The 22,968-nt window shown below is 52.8% G+C and carries 21 protein-coding genes and 2 tRNA genes; 2 read left to right on the top strand and 21 right to left on the bottom strand.

All coding sequences use genetic code 11. The features are described 5' to 3' along the window. Position 1: 1 nt before the first annotated feature. The 21 genes from NA197_RS10625 to sdhC form a co-directional block, all read right to left on the bottom strand. A tRNA-Val gene (locus NA197_RS10625) sits at positions 2-77 on the bottom strand. Positions 78-213: 136 nt separating this feature from the next. Continuing rightward, positions 214-289, bottom strand: a tRNA-Lys gene (locus NA197_RS10620). A gap of 164 nt (positions 290-453) precedes the next feature. Continuing rightward, positions 454-1,242 (bottom strand): cell division protein CpoB, encoded by a 789-nt coding sequence (gene cpoB, locus NA197_RS10615; protein WP_064043589.1) that lies wholly within the window; start codon positions 1,240-1,242, stop codon positions 454-456. Positions 1,243-1,251: 9 nt separating this feature from the next. Beyond that, complete coding sequence (gene pal / locus NA197_RS10610) at positions 1,252-1,776, bottom strand: peptidoglycan-associated lipoprotein Pal (protein ID WP_001176621.1); 525 nt, start codon at positions 1,774-1,776, stop codon at positions 1,252-1,254. 34 nt (positions 1,777-1,810) lie between these two features. Beyond that, on the bottom strand, positions 1,811-3,103 hold the full coding sequence (gene tolB / locus NA197_RS10605; RefSeq protein WP_001562341.1) for a Tol-Pal system beta propeller repeat protein TolB: 1,293 nt from the start codon (positions 3,101-3,103) through the stop codon (positions 1,811-1,813). A gap of 123 nt (positions 3,104-3,226) precedes the next feature. After that, positions 3,227-4,405: a cell envelope integrity protein TolA gene (gene tolA, locus NA197_RS10600; RefSeq protein ID WP_000030577.1), complete on the bottom strand. Its 1,179-nt coding sequence runs from the start codon at positions 4,403-4,405 to the stop codon at positions 3,227-3,229. A 64-nt stretch (positions 4,406-4,469) separates the two neighbouring features. Next, positions 4,470-4,898 (bottom strand): colicin uptake protein TolR, encoded by a 429-nt coding sequence (gene tolR, locus NA197_RS10595; RefSeq protein ID WP_000124676.1) that lies wholly within the window; start codon positions 4,896-4,898, stop codon positions 4,470-4,472. Positions 4,899-4,901: 3 nt separating this feature from the next. Continuing rightward, a complete protein-coding gene (tolQ, locus tag NA197_RS10590) occupies positions 4,902-5,594 on the bottom strand; it encodes a Tol-Pal system protein TolQ (RefSeq protein ID WP_000131318.1) in 693 nt (230 codons plus the stop codon). After that, positions 5,591-5,995 carry a tol-pal system-associated acyl-CoA thioesterase gene (gene ybgC, locus NA197_RS10585; protein WP_001046240.1) on the bottom strand — a complete coding sequence of 135 codons (405 nt, stop codon included), beginning with the start codon at positions 5,993-5,995 and terminating at the stop codon, positions 5,591-5,593. Before ybgC ends, tolQ begins: the two co-directional genes overlap by 4 nt. 228 nt (positions 5,996-6,223) lie before the next feature. Further along, complete coding sequence (ybgE, locus tag NA197_RS10580; protein WP_000148790.1) at positions 6,224-6,517, bottom strand: cyd operon protein YbgE; 294 nt, start codon at positions 6,515-6,517, stop codon at positions 6,224-6,226. Then, positions 6,517-6,630 carry a cytochrome bd-I oxidase subunit CydX gene (cydX, locus tag NA197_RS10575; protein WP_000270278.1) on the bottom strand — a complete coding sequence of 38 codons (114 nt, stop codon included), beginning with the start codon at positions 6,628-6,630 and terminating at the stop codon, positions 6,517-6,519. Before cydX ends, ybgE begins: the two co-directional genes overlap by 1 nt. A gap of 14 nt (positions 6,631-6,644) precedes the next feature. Then, positions 6,645-7,784 (bottom strand): cytochrome d ubiquinol oxidase subunit II, encoded by a 1,140-nt coding sequence (gene cydB / locus NA197_RS10570; protein ID WP_000568258.1) that lies wholly within the window; start codon positions 7,782-7,784, stop codon positions 6,645-6,647. A 15-nt stretch (positions 7,785-7,799) separates the two neighbouring features. Then, on the bottom strand, positions 7,800-9,368 hold the full coding sequence (gene cydA, locus NA197_RS10565; protein ID WP_000884369.1) for a cytochrome ubiquinol oxidase subunit I: 1,569 nt from the start codon (positions 9,366-9,368) through the stop codon (positions 7,800-7,802). A gap of 1,583 nt (positions 9,369-10,951) precedes the next feature. Beyond that, positions 10,952-11,821, bottom strand: coding sequence for a succinate--CoA ligase subunit alpha (sucD, locus tag NA197_RS10560; RefSeq protein ID WP_000114631.1), 870 nt, complete (start codon positions 11,819-11,821; stop codon positions 10,952-10,954). Beyond that, on the bottom strand, positions 11,821-12,987 hold the full coding sequence (gene sucC, locus NA197_RS10555; RefSeq protein WP_001048590.1) for an ADP-forming succinate--CoA ligase subunit beta: 1,167 nt from the start codon (positions 12,985-12,987) through the stop codon (positions 11,821-11,823). Before sucC ends, sucD begins: the two co-directional genes overlap by 1 nt. A 141-nt stretch (positions 12,988-13,128) precedes the next feature. Further along, on the bottom strand, positions 13,129-14,337 hold the full coding sequence (gene odhB, locus NA197_RS10550) for a 2-oxoglutarate dehydrogenase complex dihydrolipoyllysine-residue succinyltransferase (protein WP_048591379.1): 1,209 nt from the start codon (positions 14,335-14,337) through the stop codon (positions 13,129-13,131). A 14-nt stretch (positions 14,338-14,351) separates the two neighbouring features. Beyond that, entirely contained in the window at positions 14,352-17,153 is a 2,802-nt protein-coding gene (sucA, locus tag NA197_RS10545; RefSeq protein ID WP_023233590.1) for a 2-oxoglutarate dehydrogenase E1 component, read from the bottom strand. A 523-nt stretch (positions 17,154-17,676) separates the two neighbouring features. After that, positions 17,677-18,393: a succinate dehydrogenase iron-sulfur subunit SdhB gene (gene sdhB, locus NA197_RS10540; RefSeq protein WP_001727709.1), complete on the bottom strand. Its 717-nt coding sequence runs from the start codon at positions 18,391-18,393 to the stop codon at positions 17,677-17,679. A 16-nt stretch (positions 18,394-18,409) separates the two neighbouring features. Next, entirely contained in the window at positions 18,410-20,176 is a 1,767-nt protein-coding gene (gene sdhA / locus NA197_RS10535) for a succinate dehydrogenase flavoprotein subunit (RefSeq protein ID WP_000775559.1), read from the bottom strand. Next, positions 20,176-20,523 carry a succinate dehydrogenase membrane anchor subunit gene (gene sdhD, locus NA197_RS10530; protein ID WP_000254355.1) on the bottom strand — a complete coding sequence of 116 codons (348 nt, stop codon included), beginning with the start codon at positions 20,521-20,523 and terminating at the stop codon, positions 20,176-20,178. The genes sdhA and sdhD overlap by 1 nt, the downstream gene beginning before the upstream one ends. Continuing rightward, the gene (gene sdhC / locus NA197_RS10525; RefSeq protein ID WP_000263340.1) at positions 20,517-20,921 is read right to left on the bottom strand and encodes a succinate dehydrogenase cytochrome b556 subunit; all 405 of its coding nucleotides are present in this window, start codon (positions 20,919-20,921) and stop codon (positions 20,517-20,519) included. Before sdhC ends, sdhD begins: the two co-directional genes overlap by 7 nt. 382 nt (positions 20,922-21,303) lie before the next feature. Between sdhC and NA197_RS10520 the strand changes: the two genes are divergently transcribed. Both NA197_RS10520 and NA197_RS10515 read left to right on the top strand, forming a co-directional pair. Next, the gene (locus NA197_RS10520) at positions 21,304-21,435 is read left to right on the top strand and encodes a hypothetical protein (protein ID WP_418142699.1); all 132 of its coding nucleotides are present in this window, start codon (positions 21,304-21,306) and stop codon (positions 21,433-21,435) included. A 225-nt stretch (positions 21,436-21,660) separates the two neighbouring features. Next, complete coding sequence (locus NA197_RS10515; protein WP_000785808.1) at positions 21,661-22,944, top strand: citrate synthase; 1,284 nt, start codon at positions 21,661-21,663, stop codon at positions 22,942-22,944. The last annotated feature ends 24 nt before the right edge of the window (positions 22,945-22,968 follow it).

Genomic DNA, 22,968 nt, shown 5'->3' with positions numbered 1-22,968 from the left:
GTGGTGGGTGATGACGGGATCGAACCGCCGACCCCCTCCTTGTAAGGGAGGTGCTCTCCCAGCTGAGCTAATCACCCGATACTACGCTGGATATTACTGACTAACCGAAGTTAGCGGTGGGTCGTGCAGGATGACTCGGCTTCGCCTCGCCCTACGGGCCGTTGCTGACGCAACGTTATCCTTCACGTTTTATTCTCGTTTCCACCGAACGATTGGTGGGTCGTGCAGGATTCGAACCTGCGACCAATTGATTAAAAGTCAACTGCTCTACCAACTGAGCTAACGACCCACTTTTGCGTTGCTTTCGAGTTGTTTAATATCCCGTGGCAACGGCGGCATATATTACTGATTTCAGATTTGAGCGCAACAAAAATTTCGACGCAGGGGGCTCAACTGCTTAGGAATCGCACGACGCGACCAGAAAAAAGGCGTTTTCTGGTCGCATGGTACGCATTACATCGCGTTAAGACGCTTCTGCGCCTGTTTCGCGCCATCAGTGCCAGGATATTTGTTAATCACCTGCTGATAAACCGCTTTCGCTTTTGCCGTATCACCTTTGTCCTGCATGATAACGCCAACTTTGTACATCGCGTCCGCAGCCTTCGGCGACTTAGGATAGTTTTTTACTACCGAGGCGAAATAATAGGCGGCATCATCTTTTTTACCCTTGTTGTAATTCAACTGGCCCAGCCAATAATTGGCGTTCGGCTGATAAGTAGAATCAGGGTATTTCTTGATGAAGTTCTGAAACGCCACAATCGCATCATCCTGGCGAGACTTATCCTGCACCAGCGCAATTGCCGCATTGTAATCGGTATTCGCATCGCCACTTTGTACCGGCGCCCCTGAGGTTGCCGTACCGGCATCCGAGGCGGGGGTCGCAGTGGTTGCCGCCCCGTTCTGGTCACCAGCCGCAGGCTGCGCTGCGCCGCCATTATTTAAGCTCCCCAGCTGCAGCATAATTTGCTTCTGGCGCTCCATCACCTGATTCAGTTGATACTGATTTTCCTGGATTTGGCCACGCAAAGAATCGATATCGGACTGATTATCGGAGAGCTGCTGCTGAAGTTGGGTTAAAAGCTGGCTGTGAGCGTTAGAGATACGCTCAAGTTGAGTGACGCGGTCTTCGACCGAGCCTGAGCCGACACTACTGATTGGCGCCTGAGCAAAAGCGGCCCAGGGGGCCGCTATGCCAACCAGTAACGACAGACTCAACAGGTGATGTCTGAAGTTACTGCTCATGCAATTCTCTTAGTAAACCAGTACAGCGCGACGGTTCTTAGCGTAAGCCGCTTCGTCGTGGCCCAGTACGGCAGGTTTCTCTTTACCGTAAGAAACGATGGAGATCTGGTCAGCGGAAACGCCTTTACCCTGCAGGTACATTTTAACGGCGTTAGCACGACGTTCGCCCAGGGAGATGTTGTACTCCGGAGTACCGCGTTCGTCCGCGTGACCTTCTACGGTGACTTTGTAAGACGGGTTGCTACGCAGGAAGTTAGCGTGCGCATCCAGCATTGCCGCGAAGTCAGAACGGATATCGTACTTGTCGAGATCGAAGTAAACGATGTTGTTCTGCTGCAGCTGCTGCATCTGCAGACGCGCTTGCTCTTCAGATGACATGTTGCCGTTGCCGTTAGCGTCCATACCAGTGCCGGCGCCGTTCAGCATGCCGCCTTCGCTACCGTCATTGCTGGCGTTCTTGTTGGAAGAACATGCCGCGATTGCCATAACAGGCAGGGCAATCATCAGGCCCTTCAGCACTTTGTTCAGTTGCATTTCTTTAATTCCTTTAGTAATCAATTAATTATTATCACAGATACGGCGACCAGGCAGGCGATTTCACCTGACCATCAGTTGCCGGAAGACGCGCTTTGAAACGCCCATCTGTAGAAACCAAATTCAGCACAGATCCCATCCCCTGAGAAGAGCTGTAGATTACCATCGTGCCGTTAGGTGCCAGACTTGGCGTTTCATCCAGGAACGTTGACGACAGAACCTGTACGCCACCCGTCACCAGATCTTGTTTGGCAATGTGCTGCTGCCCGTTATTTGAGCTTACCATTACCATAAATTTACCGTCGCTGCTGACATCCGCATCCTGGTTTTGCGAACCTTCCCAGGTAATACGCTGCGCCGCACCGCCGTTAATGTTCATTTTATACACTTGCGGACGTCCAGCCTGGTCAGAAGTAAAGGCCAGAGTCTGGCTGTCCGGGAACCAGGTCGGCTCCGTATTGTTGCTACGGCCGTCCGTTATCTGACGAATCTGGCCGGAAGCAAGATCCATAACGTACAGGTTCAGACTTCCGGTTTTCGATAACGCGAACGCCAGTTTCGTCCCATCCGGCGAGAAGGCCGGCGCGCCGTTGTGACGCGGGAAGGACGCAACCTGACGCACTGCGCCGTTTGCCAGCGTCTGGATAACCAGCGCGGAGCGACCGCTTTCAAATGTCACGTAAGCCAGTTTTGAGCCGTCCGGAGACCACGCCGGAGACATCAACGGCTGCGGAGAACGGTGCACCACAAACTGATTGTAACCATCGTAATCCGACACACGCAGTTCATACGGGAACTGACCGCCATTAGTCTGTACCACATAGGCGATACGAGTACGGAACGCGCCCTTAATGCCCGTCAGTTTTTCAAAGACTTCGTCACTGGCGGTATGGCCTGCATAACGCAGCCACTGCTTGTTCACTTTATAAGAGTTTTGCGCCAGTACAGTTCCCGGCGCGCCGCCAGTGTCAACCAGCTGATAAGCAACATTGTAGGAACCGTCCGGATTCGGCGTTACCTGCCCAACGACGACGGCATCAATACCCAGCGCAGACCATGCGGTAGGCTGAACTTCCTGAGCGGTGGCTGGCTGCTGCGGCAGTCGGGACCGGTCTAACGGATTAAATTTACCGCTATTACGTAAATCTGCCGCCACGATGCCGCCGATATCTTCAGGCGCAGCGCCCGGCCCGGCCCATTTAAAAGGCACAACGCCAATCGGTCGCGCCGAGTCCACCCCCTGGGTGATCTCGATACGGACTTCTGCGTGCAGCACCGCCGCCCACAGCATCAGAAAACCAAATGCTACTCGTAATGCCTGCTTCATCATATCTCCCATACCTGGGCCTGCGACCCACGATAATTTAGCAGAATGTTAACAAACTCAAATACACAAAACCACCAGGACCAGTAACAACTCAACCGCTCCAACTTCCATAAAGAAAAGTATCTACAGTTTAAAGTCTAGTTTGGCATCCTTTATTTTCTCATAAACAGCCTGGCTTGGCGGTTTAGGAATTTTCGCGGTTTTTGCCGCCATTAACGCCGCCTGACAAAGCGCCGGATCGCCGCCCTCAGACGTAATGCTTTTTAATGAGCCATCCGGCGCCAGGCTAATATGCAAGACACATTGTTTGCCCTGATACAGGCTCGCATCATACAGACGGCTCTGAATGGCGACCTGAATCTGTTTCGCGTAGGCGCTGATATCAGCGCCTGTCGCCCCACCGTTAGCGCCCGATGTACCGCTATCTTTCGATGGCTGACCATTCCCTTTCGCGCCGCCGCCGGTTTTCGGCGCATTCTTACCCGAGCTGAGATCGCCAAGCAGATCGTCGACGCCTTCTGCGGCGGCCGCTTTTTCGGCAGCCGCTTTCTTCTTAGCGTCCGCCGCTGCTTTCGCCGCCGCGGCATCCGCTTTCTTCTTCGCCTCCGCCGCCGCTTTCGCCGCCTCGGCATCCGCTTTCTTCTTCGCCTCCGCCGCCGCTTTCGCCGCTTCGGCTTCCGCTTTCTTCTTCGCCTCCGCCGCCGCTTTCGCCGCTTCGGCTTCCGCTTTCTTCTTCGCGTCCGCTGCCGCTTTTACCGCCTCGGCTTCCGCTTTCTTCTTCGCGTCCGCCGCCGCTTTCGCCGCCTCGGCCTCCGCTTTCTTCTTCGCGTCCGCCGCCGCTTTCGCCGCTTCGGCCTCCGCTTTTTTCTTCGCGTCCGCCGCCGCTTTCGCCGCTTCTTCGGCCTGTTGCTGCTGCTGTTGCGCCAGTTTTGCCGCTTCTTCAGCCTGCTTTTGCTGCTCCTGAGCCGCTAAACGTTCTTTCTCAAGTTGTTTCAACCGCTCCTGTTCGGCAGCCTGCTTCTGCTGCAGCTCCTCTGCTTGCTGCTGTTGCAGCTTTTTACGCTCTTCTTCCGCGCGTCTGGCGCTGGCCTGTTGATCCTGCTGACGGTTGTACTGCTGCACAACGGCGCCAGGATCGACCATCACCGCGTCGATAGCGGAACCACCGCCGCCGCCGGCAGAAGCCTCTATATGCTCATCAAACGAACTCCAGATCAGCACTGCAAATAAGATGATATGCAGCACGGCTGAAATAATTATCGCCCGTTTGAGCTTGTCGTTTTGTTCGGTTGCCTTTGACACTCTCGGTTCCCAAAAAACTGTTCGCCTGTTACTCGCCGTCTTTCAAGCCAACGGGACGCAGACTTCAGATTGGCTGCGTCATTAAGCCAACCGATTTTACGCCCGCGCTGTGTAACAAGTTCAGCGCTTTAATTATTTCATCGTACGGCACCTCTTTCGCGCCGCCGATTAAAAAGACTGTTTTCGGATTAGCCTGCAGATGACGCTTTACTTCTGCGATCACCTGTTCAGACGGCAGTTGATCCATTCGATCTTTATCAACCACTACGCTGTATTGCCCTACTCCGGAAACCTCAATAATGACCGGTGGATCGTCGTTACTACTGACCGCCTGCGACTGATTCGCCTCCGGCAAGTCGACCTCCACGCTCTGGGTAATGATCGGCGCGGTTGCCATAAAGATCAGCAGCAGCACTAACAGTACGTCGAGCAGCGGTACAATATTGATTTCGGACTTAAGTTCGCGACGACCTCGTCCACGCGTTCTGGCCATGGCTTACCCCTTGTTGCTTTCGCTTACGGTAAACGCCTGGCGGTGCAGAATCGCGGTGAACTCTTCCATAAAGTTGTCGTAATTCAGTTCCAGCTTGTTCACGCGCTGATTCAGTCGGTTGTAAGCCATAACCGCAGGGATGGCGGCAAACAGACCAATCGCCGTGGCAATCAATGCTTCGGCAATACCCGGCGCAACCATTTGCAGAGTCGCCTGTTTTACCGCGCCCAGGGCGATAAACGCATGCATAATCCCCCATACGGTGCCAAACAGACCGATATAAGGACTGATAGAGCCTACCGTGCCAAGAAACGGGATATGCGTTTCCAGCGTTTCCAGCTCTCGGTTCATGGAGATGCGCATCGCACGCGACGCCCCCTCTACCACTGCCTCCGGCGCATGGCTGTTGGCGCGATGGAGCCGGACAAACTCTTTGAACCCGCTATAAAAGATTTGCTCCGAGCCCGACAGACTATCGCGTCTCCCCTGGCTTTCCTGGTACAGACGCGATAGTTCGATTCCGGACCAGAATTTATCTTCAAACGCTTCCGCCTCACGCGCAGCGGCGTTCAGGATACGCGTTCGCTGGATAATGATGGCCCAGGATGCTATTGAAAAACCAATCAAAATCAACATGATAAGTTTAACCAGAAGGCTTGCCTTCAGGAACAAATCAAGGATATTCATGTCAGTCACTGCTTAAACTCCGCGACAATAGACTTAGGAAGCGCACGAGGCTTCATTTTGAGTGGATCAACGCAAACAATCAGAACCTCTGCTTCATTTAGCAGCGTGTTCTCTGCGTTGACAATGCGTTGCGTGAAAACCAAAGCGGTGCCACGCATTGACGTAATTTCTGTTTGAACTTCAAGCATATCGTCGAGCCGCGCAGGCGCATAGTATTCCAGCGTCATCTTGCGCACCACAAAGGCGACCCGCTCCGCCAGCAGCACCTGTTGGCTGAAGTGATGGTGACGCAGCATCTCCGTGCGCGCTCTTTCATAAAAAGCGACATAGCTGGCGTGATAAACCACACCGCCGGCGTCCGTGTCTTCGTAATAAACTCGAATTGGCCATCGAAACATATACTTATTCATCCCTGCAGCCTCTTTGTTGGCGTCATCCGCTTGCCGCCGTAATGCCTCAAGAATGCCGTTGTATATCGCCTTGTATTCACTTTACATCCCGGTAATGCAACAAAAGTAGAGCTTTTAAACGTTGCTACTATACGCGTGGGAATGAGGCTTGGGAATGGGGGGAAGTTAAGGGAGAGTAAAAATATATGGGCTTATGCAAGCCCCTATATTTTTAAGGAGGTTTCTTATTCACAAGAAGAAGAAAATCAGGCCGACGATAAGGACGATATCCGCAAGGAGCGGACAAAAAATCCCTTGCCAGTGTACGGATTCAGGGCGAAAACCCACACCGTGGATTATGCCTGCGCAAACCGCCCACATCAGCAATAATCCGTGCCAGATTTCAAGCGTGCTGGTCCTGGCGGCAAACCGTGACGGGTCCCAGAACATACATCCTGCCAGCACTATCGCCATCACGAAGGAAAGCGCCCTTAAGGGGCGCTTGTCCATTACCGCATACAGTTTTGCGATAATATGGGTCATTAGCTTTCTTCTTGACCGGTTTTACCCGCTTCAACGTGCTCAAGCGCCAGGGCGGTAATGATCCCGAATGCACAGGCAAGAAGCGTTCCCAGAATCCATGCGAAATACCACATTTTAAGCTCCTTACTTAGTACAGAGAGTGGGTGTTGCTTTCAATATGTTCTTTAGTGATACGACCGAACATTTTCCAGTAACACCAGCTGGTGTAGATCAGAATGATCGGTACGAACACCGCCGCAACCCAGGTCATCAGGTTCAGCGTCATCTGGCTGGATGTCGCATCCCACATGGTCAGACTGGCATTCATCATCGTGCTGGACGGCATCACAAATGGGAACATAGCGATACCCGCCGTCAGAATAATGCAGGCCAGGGTCAGCGAAGAGAACAGGAATGCCCACGCGCCTTTCTCCATACGGGAAGTCAGGATAGTCAGCAGCGGCAGAACCACGCCCAGAGCCGGAACCAACCACAGGATCGGAGCATTATTAAAGTTCACCAGCCAGGCGCCAGCTTCACGCGCCACTTCTTTAGTCAGCGGGTTAGAGGCGGCATGATGGTCAATCGCGGATGTCACGACATAACCATCAATACCATACATTACCCAAACGCCCGCCAGCGCAAAGCACACTAATGTCACCAGCGCCGCAATCTGCGAGGTGGCGCGCGCGCGCAGGTGCAGTTCGCCAACGGTGCGCATTTGCAGGTAAGTCGCCCCCTGCGTGATGATCATCCCTACGCTTACGATACCCGCCAGCAGACCAAACGGGTTCAGCAACTGGAAGAAGTTACCGGTGTAGTACAGACGCAGATACTCATCTACATGGAACGGTACGCCCTGCAACAGGTTGCCAAAGGCCACGCCAATCACCAGCGGCGGCACAAAGCTACCGATGAACACGCCCCAGTCCCACATGTTGCGCCAGCGCGGGTCTTCAATCTTGGAACGGTAATCAAAACCGACCGGACGGAAGAACAACGACGCCAGCACCAGGATCATCGCCACATAGAAACCGGAGAACGCCGCGGCGTAAACCATCGGCCAGGCAGCAAACAACGCACCGCCCGCGGTGATCAACCACACCTGGTTACCGTCCCAGTGCGGGGCGATAGAGTTAATCATAATTCGACGTTCGGTGTCGTTACGACCGAGGAAACGGGTGAGCATCCCCACCCCCATGTCGAACCCATCGGTGACGGCGAAACCAATTAGCAAAATGCCAACCAGCAGCCACCAGATAAAACGTAGTACTTCATAATCGATCATTTGACGACTCCTGTCTTAGCGTGCCGGCTGAGAAGTCACGGTGGACTGCTCAAAGTGATAGCGACCGGTTTTCAGGCTGCTTGGGCCAAGGCGTGCAAATTTGAACATCAGGAACAATTCTGCCACCAGGAACAGGGTATACAGGCCGCAAATCAGGAACATGGAGAACAGCAGATCGCCCACGGTCAGCGATGAGTTCGCTACGGCTGTCGGCAACACTTCGCCGATCGCCCACGGCTGACGACCATACTCGGCGACGAACCAACCTGCTTCAACCGCAATCCACGGCAGTGGAATACCGTACAGCGCCGCGCGCAACAGCCATTTTTTCTCACCGATGCGGTTACGAATCACGCTCCAGAAGGAAAGTGCGATGATCGCCAGCAGCAGGAAGCCGCACGCCACCATGATACGGAAAGCGAAGTACAGCGGCGCAACGCGAGGAATGGAATCTTTCGTCGCTTGCTGGATCTGCGCTTCGGTCGCGTCAGTCACATTAGGCGTATAGCGTTTCAGCAACAAACCGTAACCGAGATCTTTCTTCATGCTGTTGAACTGGTCGCGAACGGCCTGGTCGGTAGAACCGGCGCGCAGTTGTTCCAGCAGTTCATAGGCTTTCATCCCGTTACGGATACGCTCTTCATGCTGCACCATGAGATCTTTCAGGCCAATAACCGGCGTGTCCACGGAACGCGTAGCGATAATGCCGAGCGCATAAGGGATCTGAATCGCCAGATGGTTTTCCTGTTTGTCCTGGTCAGGAATGCCGAACAGGGTAAAGGAGGCCGGAGCAGGTTGCGTTTCCCATTCTGCTTCAATCGCAGCGAGCTTGGTTTTCTGCACGTCGCCCATTTCGTAACCGGATTCGTCACCGAGTACGATAACGGACAGTACGGCAGCCATACCGAAGCTGGCGGCAATAGCAAAGGAGCGTTTAGCAAAGGCGAAGTCACGACCTTTCAGCATGTAGTAAGCGCTGATACCGAGGATGAACATCGCGCCGGTGACATAACCGGACGCCACAGTGTGAACAAATTTCACCTGTGCTACCGGGTTCAGCACCAGTTCAGAGAAGCTCACCATTTCCATACGCATGGTTTCGAAATTGAAATCCGCAGCGATTGGGTTTTGCATCCAGCCGTTCGCTACCAGAATCCACAACGCGGAGAGGTTGGACCCCAGAGCCACCAGCCAGGTGACGCACATATGCTGAACTTTACTCAGACGATCCCAGCCGAAGAAGAACAGACCTACAAAGGTGGATTCGAGGAAGAAGGCCATCAAACCTTCGATGGCCAGCGGCGCACCGAAGATGTCCCCAACATAGTGGGAGTAGTACGACCAGTTTGTCCCGAACTGGAACTCCATGGTCAAACCGGTAGCCACACCCAGAGCAAAGTTGATACCAAACAACTTGCCCCAGAACTTGGTCATATCTTTATAAATCTGTTTGCCGGAAAGGACGTATACCGTTTCCATAATGGCCAGCAGGAACGCCATACCGAGCGTTAGCGGCACAAACAGGAAGTGGTACATCGCGGTCAAGGCAAACTGTAAGCGCGACAGTTCGACTATATCTAACATCATGACTCCTTGCTCATCGCATGAAGACTCCGAGAGTGAACCCCGTTAGAAAGGGTCACACGCATGCCCCAATACAAATTTATTTGCGGCCTTCCATCGTACTATCCCCTCGGGAAGGAAACAGTAATGATGAAAAGTTACAAACATGTTAATAAAAAACCCAAATTGATCCCGCAAATATATTACGCCGTAAAACCCTTACAATAAACAGGTTTTTAGTGGGTCAGATTTGCTTTTTTCGACAGCGATCAATTTATGGCTAATCTATCGCTTTTCAGGGAATTTGATCACGGACAATTTAACCAGTTTTGATGCTCTTTTCCAACATTTAAATATTGATTAAAATCAATTTTTAAAGTTAATGTTAATAATGTTTATTCATTGAATGCATGGTGAATTTTTTGTTAACTTTTTGTTTTTACAAAGAGTAATTTCAAACCCCCTGTAAAAAGAGGCTTATTCGATAAGGCTAAACATTTTGTGCGTTTTTTACTGCCCCGCATCCAGTAAAAAACATTCCACATTGATGTTCAATTATTGCTAAATAGCTCACAGATTTTTTCTGTAGGTTATCAACACTTATTATTTTATACATTTAGTCTATTTTTATTTTACTTATAATTAACACCGCAAAGAAACTATCTCATTGCACACGCGCCATCATCCCACCGGGATTACCCTGCCCCAACTTCCCTTTCCCGACGACTAACGGCCAGGATCATCTTGCCAGGTTATCGCCTTAATTATCGCTAATAAGCTTTCCAGATAGCCAGAAACAAACATTTTATTCGCTAATTTTTCTTTATTTCAATAACACCGTATTTGCCTCTCTATAATTATTATAGTGAAGATTCTGTTATCACCTTCACAGATTTACCCTCAATATCTACGTCACTCATAGTGATAATTCTGTTTATTCGCAGCCATAAATACCCTTTAAACATGATTAATCACGAACGAATAGTGTCAATAAGTTCTTAATAATTTTTAAAGTTAACCTCTTTTAACCAGCAAAAGTTCATATGATTTATTAAACGATATCTTTAATACTTCAGGGAAATAATGCTGGTACTCTTATGATTAAAATAGCTGTTTTATTCTGCCATTAAACAAGCAGTCTGTGTAAGCGCGATACATCTGAGGAGACGTGTAGTTCGCGCTCAGGCAAACATGCGCGGCCACAGAGTCAAGCGTCAATTTACTATAGAGGTTAGCGTCAACATAGTGTAATGCTGCAATGCGTTTTTTTCATGGCGGAAAGCGCATAATCCGTCTCCAGTGAGGTCGGCAGGTCTTTCACTAAGACAGCATCTGTATTTGCTGAAAAAGAGTTAACCGGCAAACTGAGTAAATTTACTGCCGCTGCCAGACGGTTATTATCAATTATTTTCAGACTCCACCATGTTTTTTTAATGAGTCATCATTTTCCTATAGCTCAATATTTACAAAGCCAATAATTTTATATCCCGGATGCTTCACCCGTACTTTGCCACAAACAATAAAACCATAAAAAAGGCCACCGTAAAGGTGGCCAACCATGTCGAAAACGGACATTTATCTGTTCCCGCAGGAACAGCGAGTTTTTATTTTATAATTGCTTTCAGCGCTTCGCCGATATCGGCCAGGCTGCGAACCGTCTTCACGCCAGCCGCTTCCAGAGCAGCGAATTTCTCATCAGCGGTACCTTTACCACCGGCAATGATGGCGCCAGCGTGGCCCATACGTTTGCCTTTCGGCGCGGTAACACCCGCGATATAGCCAACAACCGGCTTGGTCACGTGGTCTTTAATATAAGCCGCCGCTTCTTCTTCTGCGCTACCGCCGATCTCGCCGATCATCACAATCGCTTCAGTCTGCGGATCTTCCTGGAACAGTTTCAGGATGTCGATGAAGTTAGAGCCCGGAATCGGGTCGCCGCCGATACCCACGCAGGTGGACTGGCCGAAACCGTAGTCGGTGGTCTGCTTAACCGCTTCATAGGTCAGCGTGCCGGAACGGGAAACGATACCCACTTTACCCGGCTTATGAATGTGACCCGGCATGATGCCGATTTTGCATTCGCCCGGGGTGATCACACCTGGGCAGTTCGGGCCGATCATGCGTACGCCCGCTTCGTCCAGCTTCACTTTCACGGTCAGCATATCCAGAGTCGGAATACCTTCGGTGATGGTGATAATCAGTTTGATGCCTGCGTCGATCGCTTCCAGAATGGAGTCTTTGCAGAACGGCGCCGGGACGTAGATAACGGATGCGGTCGCACCGGTAGCTTCTACCGCTTCGCGCACGGTGTTGAACACCGGCAGACCCAGATGCGTGGTGCCGCCTTTGCCCGGCGTTACGCCGCCGACCATTTGCGTACCGTAAGCAATCGCCTGTTCGGAGTGGAAAGTCCCCTGGCTACCGGTGAAGCCCTGGCAGATAACCTTGGTATCTTTATTAATTAAAACGGACATTATTTCCCCTCCACTGCGGCAACAACCTGCTGAGCTGCATCCGTCAGACTTTTCGCTGCAATAATATTCAGGCCACTGTCAGCCAGTTTCTTCGCGCCGAGTTCGGCGTTGTTGCCTTCCAGACGCACCACCACCGGAACATTCACGCCCACTTCTTCCACCGCGCCGATGATACCGTCGGCAATCAGGTCACAACGGACGATACCGCCGAAGATGTTAACCAGAACCGCTTTCACGTTGTCATCCGAGAGGATAATTTTAAACGCTTCGGTGACGCGCTCTTTGGTTGCGCCGCCGCCTACGTCAAGGAAGTTAGCCGGTTCGCCGCCATGCAGCTTAACGATGTCCATGGTGCCCATCGCCAGGCCCGCGCCGTTCACCATGCAACCGATGTTGCCGTCCAGCGCGACGTAGTTCAGTTCCCACTGCGCCGCCTGCGCTTCACGCGGATCTTCCTGAGACTGGTCACGCATTTCGCGCAGATCCGGCTGGCGGAACAGCGCGTTGCCGTCAGCGCCCAGCTTGCCGTCGAGGCAAATCAGATCGCCCTGCTTAGTGATCACCAGCGGGTTGATTTCGATCAGCGCCAGGTCGCGCTCAAGGAAAATGGTTGCCAGGCCCATAAAGATTTTGGTGAACTGCTGCACCAGTTTACCTTCCAGACCCAATTTGAACGCCAGTTCCCGTCCCTGATACGGCATCGGGCCGGTCAGCGGATCGAGCGCGACTTTATGGATCAGATGCGGGGTTTCCTCCGCGACTTTTTCGATCTCTACGCCGCCTTCGGTAGACGCCATAAAGACCACGCGACGAGAACTACGGTCAACTACCGCGCCGAGGTACAGTTCTTTGCCGATGTCGGTCGCCGCTTCAACCAGAATCTGGTTTACCGGTTGGCCATTAGCGTCTGTTTGATAGGTCACCAGACGTTTGCCCAGCCAGTTTTCCGCAAAGGCGCGAATCTCTTCTTTGCTTTTTACTACCTTCACACCGCCCGCTTTGCCGCGGCCGCCAGCGTGAACCTGACATTTCACTACCCACGGGCCGGCACCGATTTTAGACGCGGCTTCTTCGGCTTCACGCGGAGTAGTACAGGCATAACCCACCGGCGCCGGTAAGCCATAGCGGGCAAAAAGTTGTTTTGCCTGATATTCATGTAAGTTCATGTGTTCTGTCCATCCTTCAGGTAATCGTTATCTTTAGACCTGTAGGCCTGAAAGCTGCGCGCCATCAGGCATTACACCATCGCCGGATGGCGGCGTGAACGCCTTATCCGGCCTACAGGTAGCAGGTGATGCTCTTGCTGACTACACGTCCAACAGCAGACGGGTCGGATCTTCCAGCAACTCTTTGATGGTAACCAGGAAGCCCACGGATTCGCGACCATCGATCAGGCGATGATCGTAAGAGAGCGCCAGGTACATCATCGGCAGGATTTCCACCTTGCCATCCACCGCCATCGGCCTGTCTTTAATAGCATGCATTCCCAGAATCGCGCTCTGCGGCGGGTTGATGATCGGGGTAGACATCAGCGAACCGAATACGCCGCCGTTGGTAATGGTAAAGTTACCACCGGTCAGATCTTCTACGGTCAGCTTGCCGTCGCGGCCTTTGACAGCCAGTTCTTTAATTTTTTTCTCGATGTCAGCCATGCCCAGCGTATCCACGTCACGTAATACCGGCGTGACCAGGCCGCGCGGCGTAGACACCGCCATGCTCACATCAAAGTAGTTGTGATACACCACGTCATCGCCGTCGATAGAGGCGTTCACTTCCGGATAACGCTTCAGCGCTTCTACTACCGCTTTCACGTAGAAGGACATAAAGCCCAGGCGGATACCATGACGTTTTTCAAACACTTCGCCATACTGCTTACGCAAATCCATAATCGGCTTCATGTTGACTTCATTGAAGGTCGTCAGCATGGCGGTGGAATTTTTCGCTTCCAGCAGACGCTCGGCCACGCGCTTGCGCAGGCGGGTCATTGGCACGCGTTTTTCGCCACGCGCGCCCAGAGCGGGTTGTGCTACAGGTTCAACAGCGGGTGCTTTAGACTCGCCTTTCGCCAGATGTTTTTCCACATCTTCACGGGTCAGACGCCCACCCACACCAGTGCCTTTAATGGCGCTGGCTTCCAGATTGTGTTCAGCCAGCAGGCGACGGATCGCCGGGCTGAGCGCATCGTTGTTTTGTTCTTCCAGCGACGCCTGCTGGCGCTGTGCCGGCGTAGACGCTTTCTCTTCAGATTTGGCGCTGGTCTCTTTACCCGCGCTGTTGCCTTCACGCAGGCGACCCAGGATCTGGCGAGAGGTGACAGTCGTCCCCTCCTCTTCCAGAACCGCATCCAGAATGCCGTCCGCTGATGCCGGTACTTCCAGTACCACTTTGTCAGTTTCGATTTCTACCAGCACTTCGTCACGAACAACCGCATCGCCCGGTTTTTTATGCCAGGTGGCGACGGTCGCGTCCGCTACGGACTCAGGCAGGTCGGGAACAAGAATATCTACGCTACTCATTATTTATCCTTTATTTAATCGACGTTCAGCGCGTCATTAACCAGATCTTGTTGCTGTTTCTGGTGAACGGACATATACCCTACCGCCGGAGAGGCGGAGGCCGGGCGACCTGCATAACGCAGAGCGGCCCCAAACGGAATCACTTCACGGAAATGATGCTGACTGCAGTACCATGCGCCCTGGTTGAGCGGCTCTTCCTGGCACCAGACAAAATCATGGACGTGAGCGTATGGTTGCAGCGCTTCCTGCACCGCTTTATGCGGGAACGGATAGAGCTGTTCGATGCGCACGATAGCGACATCTTTCTGTGAGTTTTTACGCCGTTGTTCCAGCAGATCGTAATAAACCTTACCAGAACACATTACCACGCGTTTTACGGCTTTAGGATCCAGCTCGTCAATTTCGCCAATGGCCGGCTGGAAGGAACCGTTCGCCAGTTCATCAAGCGTGGAAACCGCCAGCGGGTGACGCAGCAGCGATTTCGGCGACATCACCACCAGCGGACGACGCATCCCGCGCAGCGCCTGACGGCGCAGCATATGGTAGACCTGCGCCGGAGTGGACGGCACGCAAACCTGCATATTCTGCTCGGCGCAAAGTTGCAGATAACGTTCCAGACGCGCGGAGGAGTGCTCCGGCCCCTGCCCTTCATAGCCGTGCGGCAACAACATCACCAGACCGCACATCCGGCCCCATTTCTGCTCGCCGGAGGAGATGAACTGGTCAATCACTACCTGCGCGCCGTTGGCAAAATCGCCAAACTGCGCTTCCCAGATAGTCAGGGTACGTGGTTCCGCCGTGGCATAACCGTATTCAAAAGCCAGTACCGCTTCTTCAGACAGCACGGAGTCCCAGACTTTAAACTGTCCCTGACCGCTGTGAATATGCTGCAACGGCGTATACGTTGAGCCGTTCGTCTGGTTGTGGATCACCGCATGACGATGGAAGAAGGTGCCGCGACCGGAGTCTTCCCCGGACAGGCGCACCGGAATGCCTTCATCGACCAGCGTGGCGTAAGCCAGATTTTCCGCGCCGCCCCAGTCAAACAATTTCTCGCCTGCCGCCATTGCCTGACGGTCGCCATAAATTTTCGCCACGCGAGACTGCATTTCAATGGCTTCCGGCACGGTGCTGATACGTTTTGCCAGCTCCTGCAGACGCTTCATTTCTACCTTGTTCGGGTATGCTTCATCCCATTCGTGGTTTAGATACGGCGACCAGGTGAACGAGTGCATATTCATCGGACGCCACTCTTTCACCACGCATTCGCCTGCATCCAGCGCATCGCGATAGAGGTTGACCATTTCGGTGGCATCTTCCAGCGTTGCGACCTTATCAGCTTCCAGTTTGTCGGCGTAGATTTTACGCGGCGTCGGATGCTTTTTGATTTTCTGGTACATCAGCGGCTGGGTTGCGCTTGGCTCGTCGGCTTCGTTGTGGCCGTGACGGCGGTAGCACACCAGATCGATGAACACATCGCGTTTAAAGGTATTACGGAAGTCCAGCGCCAGACGGGTCACAAAAGCGACGGCTTCCGGATCGTCCGCATTGACGTGGAAAATCGGCGCCTGGACCATTTTACCGATATCGGTGCAGTAAGGCGTTGAACGCGCATCCAGTGGGTTAGAGGTGGTGAAGCCCACCTGGTTGTTGATAACGATACGTACCGTACCGCCCACTTCGTAACCGCGCGCTTTCGACATGTTCAGGGTTTCCTGAACCACGCCCTGGCCGGTCACCGCGGCGTCGCCGTGAATAGTGATCGGCAACACTTTGTTGCTGCTCGGTTCGTCCAGTCTGTCCAGACGGGCGCGCACGGAGCCCATCACCACCGGGCTCACAATTTCCAGATGCGATGGGTTAAACGCCAGCGCCAGGTGAACCAGACCGCCTTCGGTTTCGATATCTGACGAGAAGCCCATGTGATACTTCACGTCGCCGGTACCCAGATGTTCTTTATGCTTACCGGCAAATTCGTCGAACAGATCCTGCGGTTTTTTACCCAGTACGTTGATCAGCACGTTCAGGCGACCGCGGTGCGCCATCCCCAGCACCACTTCGCGAGTGCCGCTGTTACCCGCATGGCGAACCATCTCTTTCAGCATGGGTATCAGCGCATCTCCCCCCTCGAGCGAGAAACGTTTCGCACCCGGGAATTTGGCGCCCAGATAACGTTCCAGCCCTTCAGCGGCGGTCAGTTCGTTCAGGAAGCGTTTTTTCTCGTCAGCGCTAAAAGCCGCACGACCGGCTTCGATGCGCTGTTGGATCCAGCGTTTCTCTTCGGTGCTGGTGATGTGCATATACTCAGCGCCAATCGGGCCGCAGTAGGTCTGTTTGAGCGCGTCGAGCAGCTCGCCCAGCTTCATCGTCTCTTTGCCGCTGGCAAAGGAGCCAACATTGAAGGTTTCCTGGAAATCGGCCTCGGTCAAATCATGGAAAGAAGGGTCCAGATCCGCCACGCGTTCTTGTTTCCACAGTCCCAGCGGATCGAGGTTTGCATGCTGATGGCCACGGAAACGATAAGCGTTGATAAGCTGCAGGACTTTAACCTGCTTCACATTGGTGTCAGGGTCGGAAATCGTAGAAGAGTGACGTGAGCCAGCCAACGCCTGCCGCCGGAAATATTCACGTGTTTTTGAATGGAGTTGATCCGGTTTGACTCCGGTACCAGGTAACTGCTGGAACGTCAAACGCCAGTTAGCGTCTACCGAGTCAGGATCGGTTAAGAAGTCTTCATAGAGCTGTTCTATCCAGCTCTGATTCGAACCAGAGAGGTAAGAAGAGTCCAACCAGGCTTTCAAAGCGCTGTTCTGCATCGTGATCCCTTAAGCATCTTTTCTGCTTATTTAATACTCTAAATAGGTCACGTTTCAGGAAGGCGGCAAGCTTGCGAATCCCTGGGAGCTTACATCCAGTAAGTGACCGGGGTGAGCAAGTGCAGCCAACGCACATGCAACGTGAACTATGACGAGTATTTCGCCGTGGATACTAACCACGCATACGCCGTATGCGTGCCGGGGTTCACTTGTTGCGGACTGTCGTGTCATCTGCGTCCGCTAAGGAACCTTTAAAAACTGTCTAATAATCTTCGCTGTTCAGGCTACGACTGCGTTGCGGCCTTCGCTCACTCCGGTCACATAGTTAACTATGCTCCCGAAGATTCGTTCAGACCGCGCCTTGTCTCGTTCTGAACATCTCGATTATTACTAATCATATGGCAGTTTTTAGAGGTTTCCTGCACTTCTATTGCCTGATGGCGCTGCGCTTATCAGGCCTACGGGATTGCGCCTGTAGGCCGGATAAGACGGTACGTCGCCATCCGGCAACCACTACAACTACTTATGCGCTACGCTGCAACAGCATCGACTTAATATGGCCGATAGCGCGCGTCGGGTTTAGTCCCTTAGGACATACACTGACGCAGTTCATAATGCTGTGACAGCGGAATACGCTGAATGCATCGCTCATCCCTTCCAGACGACTGTCGGTCTCGGTATCACGACTATCGATCAGGAATCGATACGCCGCGAGCAGCCCCGCCGGACCGATAAACTTATCCGGGTTCCACCAGAATGACGGGCAGGATGTTGAGCAACAGGCGCAAAGAATACATTCATACAGCCCATCGAGTTTTTCACGCTGCTCCGGCATCTGCAGATGCTCACGAGCCGGTGGATTTTGCCCATTATTCAATAAGTAAGGCTTAATCTTCTCATATTGTGCGTAGAATTGCCCCATGTCTACCACCAAATCGCGGATCACCGGCAAACCGGGCAGCGGGCGAATCACAATCTTTTTACCCGGCTGGTTCAGCGCCGAAATAGGGGTAATACAGGCCAGACCATTCTTACCGTTCATATTCAAACCATCAGAACCACACACACCTTCGCGGCAGGAACGGCGGAAAGAAAGGCTGGGATCTTTTTCTTTAAGCTGGATTAACGCATCCAGCAGCATCATGTCGCGCCCTTCTTCGCCTTCCAGGGTGTAATCCTGCATACGCGGAGCGTTATCGACATCCGGGTTATAACGATAAATCGAAAATTCGAGTTTCATCATCCTGTCTCCGCAATTAATAAGTACGAATCTTCGGCGGGAACGCCGGACGCAGTTTCGGTTCCATATTGACGCTTCGGCGCGTCATGGATTCCGTTTGCGGCTGATACAGGGTATGACACAACCAGTTGGCATCATCACGCTCCGGGAAATCGAAGCGGCTATGCGCGCCGCGGCTTTCCGTTCGGAAGTTGGCTGATACGGCAGTGGCGTAGGCGGTTTCCATCAGGTTATCCAGCTCCAGACACTCAACACGCTGGGTATTAAACTCGCTGGACGTGTCATCCAGACGGGCGTTTTTCAGACGCTCGCGGATCACTTTCAACTGCTCAAGCCCTTTCGCCATCGCGTCGCCTTCACGGAATACGGAGAAGTTATGCTGCATACACTCCTGCAACGCTTTGCGGATAGCCACCGGATCTTCGCCATTGCGGTTATTGTTCCAGCGATTCAGGCGATCCAGAGAACCTTCAACGTCAGACTCGCTGGCGTCGCGCAGCACGCCCTGCTCGGCGATGGATTCCTGTAAATGCAGCCCCGCCGCGCGGCCAAAGACCACCAGATCCAGCAGTGAGTTACCGCCCAGACGGTTGGCGCCGTGAACCGATACACAGGCGATTTCGCCTACCGCAAACAGCCCCGGAATCACCACGTCTTCGCCCTGCTCGTTCACGGTCAGCGCCTGACCGGTCACTTTAGTCGGAATACCGCCCATCATGTAGTGGCAGGTCGGGATAACCGGAATCGGCTCTTTCACCGGATCGACGTGGGCGAAAGTGCGGGACAGCTCCAGGATACCCGGCAGGCGAGATTCCAGCACCTCTTTACCCAGGTGATCCAGTTTCAGTTTAGCGTGCGGCCCCCACGGACCATCACAGCCGCGGCCTTCACGGATTTCGATCATGATGGAACGCGCCACCACGTCACGACCCGCCAGGTCTTTGGCGTTCGGCGCATAACGCTCCATAAAGCGCTCGCCGTGTTTGTTCAGCAGGTAGCCGCCTTCGCCGCGGCAGCCTTCTGTCACCAGCACGCCCGCCCCGGCGATACCGGTTGGGTGGAACTGCCACATTTCCATGTCCTGCACCGGGACACCGGCACGCAGCGCCATACCGACACCGTCACCGGTATTGATATGAGCGTTGGTGGTGGACTGGTAGATACGGCCTGCGCCGCCGGTCGCCAGCACCGTCGCGCGGGCTTTGAAGTACACCACTTCACCGGTTTCGATGCACAGTGCGGTACACCCCACCACCGCGCCATCCTGGTTTTTCACCAGATCCAGCGCATACCATTCGGAGAAAATCGTGGTGTGGTTTTTCAAATTCTGTTGATACAGCGTATGTAGCAAGGCGTGACCGGTACGGTCAGCCGCTGCCGCGGTACGTGCCGCCTGCTCGCCGCCAAAGTTTTTCGACTGGCCGCCGAACGGGCGCTGATAGATACGTCCATCATCAAGACGGGAGAACGGTAACCCCATGTGCTCCAGTTCCAGAATCGCTTCCGGTCCGGTCTTACACATATATTCGATGGCATCCTGGTCACCAATGTAGTCCGACCCTTTTACGGTGTCGTACATGTGCCATTCCCAGTTATCTTCATGGGTATTGCCGAGCGCCACGGTGATACCGCCCTGCGCGGAAACGGTATGGGAACGGGTCGGGAAGACTTTCGAGAGCAGCGCACAGGTTTGGCCGCTCTGGGAAATTTGCAGCGCCGCGCGCATACCTGCGCCACCGGCACCAATCACAACAGCATCAAATTCTCTGACTGGCAGTTTCATTACACACCCCACACCACAACAAATCCATAGATGACGTAAACCACCAGCGCAACAACGATAATGAGTTGCAGTATCAGACGCACTGCCAGTGGTTTAACGTAGTCGGTTAACACCTGCCACATGCCGATCCAGGCATGAATCAAGATGGAAAAAAGCGCCAGCAGGGTGAAGACTTTGGTGAAGGCCGATGAGAAGAAACCGGTCCAGGCTTCAAAGGTCAGTTCGCCGCTCGTGGCGAAAAAACCCACCATGTAGATGATGTATAACGTCAGAACGATAGCGGTAGCACGGACCAGGATGAAGTCATGTACGCCATTGCGTCCTAATGCGGAGGCGTTGCTTACCATACGAGGACTCCTGCGAGAAGTGAAAGCACGACAGTGATAACAAAAGAGATTTTGGCAGAGCGTTGACCCGCTTCGAATGTTTCTTCCAGATAGCCAAAATCCATTAACATGTGACGAATTCCCACGATGACGTGATACGCCAGCGCGGTAAGGATGCCCCACATGATAAATTTAACGATGAAGCCGTCCATAATGTCGGCGGCCTGCTGGAATCCTTCCGGAGAAGAGAGGCTGGTGCCCAGTAGCCACAGTAGTATGCCGACTGCGATGAAAGTAATCACACCGGATACGCGATGGAGAATGGACGCTATCGCTGTGATGGGGAACCGAATCGTTTGTAGATCCAGATTGACAGGTCTTTGTTTTTTCACATTTCTTATCATGAATAACGCCCACATGCTGTTCTTATTATTCCCTTAAGACTTCGGTTACAGAGATGAATCTACCTGTAGCCAGAAAGACGACGGGATTTCCTTCCTCCGGTCTGCGTGCGGGTCAGACAGCGTCCTTTCTATAACTGCGCGTCATGTAAAACACTGCTTCCAGTAGCTAAAACGACACGTTACAACGCTGGGTGGCTCGGGATTGCAGGGTATTCCGGAGACCTGGCGGCAGTATAGGACGTTCACAAAATCATTACAATTAACCTACATATAGTTTGTCAGGTTTTATCCTGAACAGTGACACAGGTCACGATAACAACATTTTTTTAATTTTCAATCATCTGATTTGACAAACATTAAACAAAATTGTTACAAACGACACCAGAAAAAGCATATAATGCGTAAAAGTTATGGGGTCACTCTTTCACCTGTTAATAAGTTATGCAACAGTACAATGATATTGACCCATTCTTTCAGGACAGTTATTAGTGATAGACAGGTTACATTACTCGGATTGCTACGTTCCTGATTTGCTGCTAATTCGAAATTAATCAAGCCGTTACCTGCAAGCGCCCATTGCTCTGTACCCAGGTCATCCCCTCTTTCACAGAGCGGCGAGCCAAATAACAAACTGGTAACGGTTGATTGATGCATACACAGAATCTTCCCTGCACTAACGACGAGGAAGATGACGGGTAGAAGGCAAGTCTGAGTTCCGGCAGTCTTAAGCAATAAGGCGCTAAGGAGACCGTAAATGGCTGATACAAAGGCAAAAATCACCCTTACTGGTGACACTGCTATTGAACTGGATGTGCTAAAAGGTACACTCGGTCAAGATGTTATTGATATTCGTAGTCTCGGTTCAAAAGGAATTTTTACTTTTGACCCTGGTTTCACCTCTACCGCATCCTGCGAATCTAAAATCACCTTCATCGACGGCGACGAAGGCATTTTGTTGCATCGCGGTTTCCCGATTGACCAGCTTGCTACCGATTCCAACTATCTGGAAGTCTGTTACATCCTGCTGTATGGCGAAAAACCGACGCAGGAAGAGTATGACGAGTTCAGAACGACAGTCACCCGCCATACGATGATCCATGAGCAAATCACTCGCCTGTTCCATGCTTTCCGTCGCGACTCACATCCGATGGCGGTAATGTGTGGGATCACTGGCGCGCTGGCGGCGTTCTACCACGACTCGCTGGATGTGAACAATCCGCGCCACCGTGAAATCGCGGCGTTCCGCCTGCTGTCCAAAATGCCGACCATGGCGGCGATGTGTTACAAATATTCCATCGGTCAGCCGTTTGTTTATCCGCGCAACGACCTTTCCTACGCCGGTAACTTCCTGAACATGATGTTCTCCACGCCGTGTGAAACCTATGAAGTGAATCCGGTACTGGAGCGCGCTATGGACCGTATTCTGATCCTGCACGCTGACCATGAGCAGAACGCCTCTACGTCAACGGTACGTACCGCAGGTTCAAGCGGCGCCAACCCGTTCGCCTGCATTGCCGCCGGGATCGCCTCCCTGTGGGGACCCGCGCACGGCGGCGCCAACGAAGCCGCGCTGAAAATGCTGGAAGAAATCAGCTCTGTTAAACACATTCCGGAATTTGTTCGCCGTGCGAAAGACAAGAATGATTCTTTCCGCCTGATGGGCTTCGGTCACCGTGTTTACAAAAACTACGATCCGCGCGCCACCGTGATGCGTGAAACCTGCCACGAAGTGCTGAAAGAGCTGGGCACCAAAGATGATCTGCTGGAAGTGGCGATGGAGCTTGAGCACATTGCGCTCAACGACCCGTACTTCATCGAGAAGAAACTGTACCCGAACGTAGACTTCTACTCCGGCATCATTCTGAAAGCGATGGGCATTCCATCTTCGATGTTTACCGTGATCTTCGCCATGGCGCGTACCGTTGGCTGGATAGCCCACTGGAATGAAATGCACACTGACGGCATGAAAATCGCCCGTCCTCGTCAGCTGTATACCGGCTACGATAAACGCGATTTTAAATCGGCGCTGAAGCGTTAATTGACAACCGGATGGCGACACAAC

The organism is Salmonella sp. NW884, from assembly GCF_051700745.1.
GTDB lineage: Bacteria > Pseudomonadota > Gammaproteobacteria > Enterobacterales > Enterobacteriaceae > Salmonella > Salmonella enterica.
This window is presented reverse-complemented; position numbering and strand designations above follow the sequence as displayed.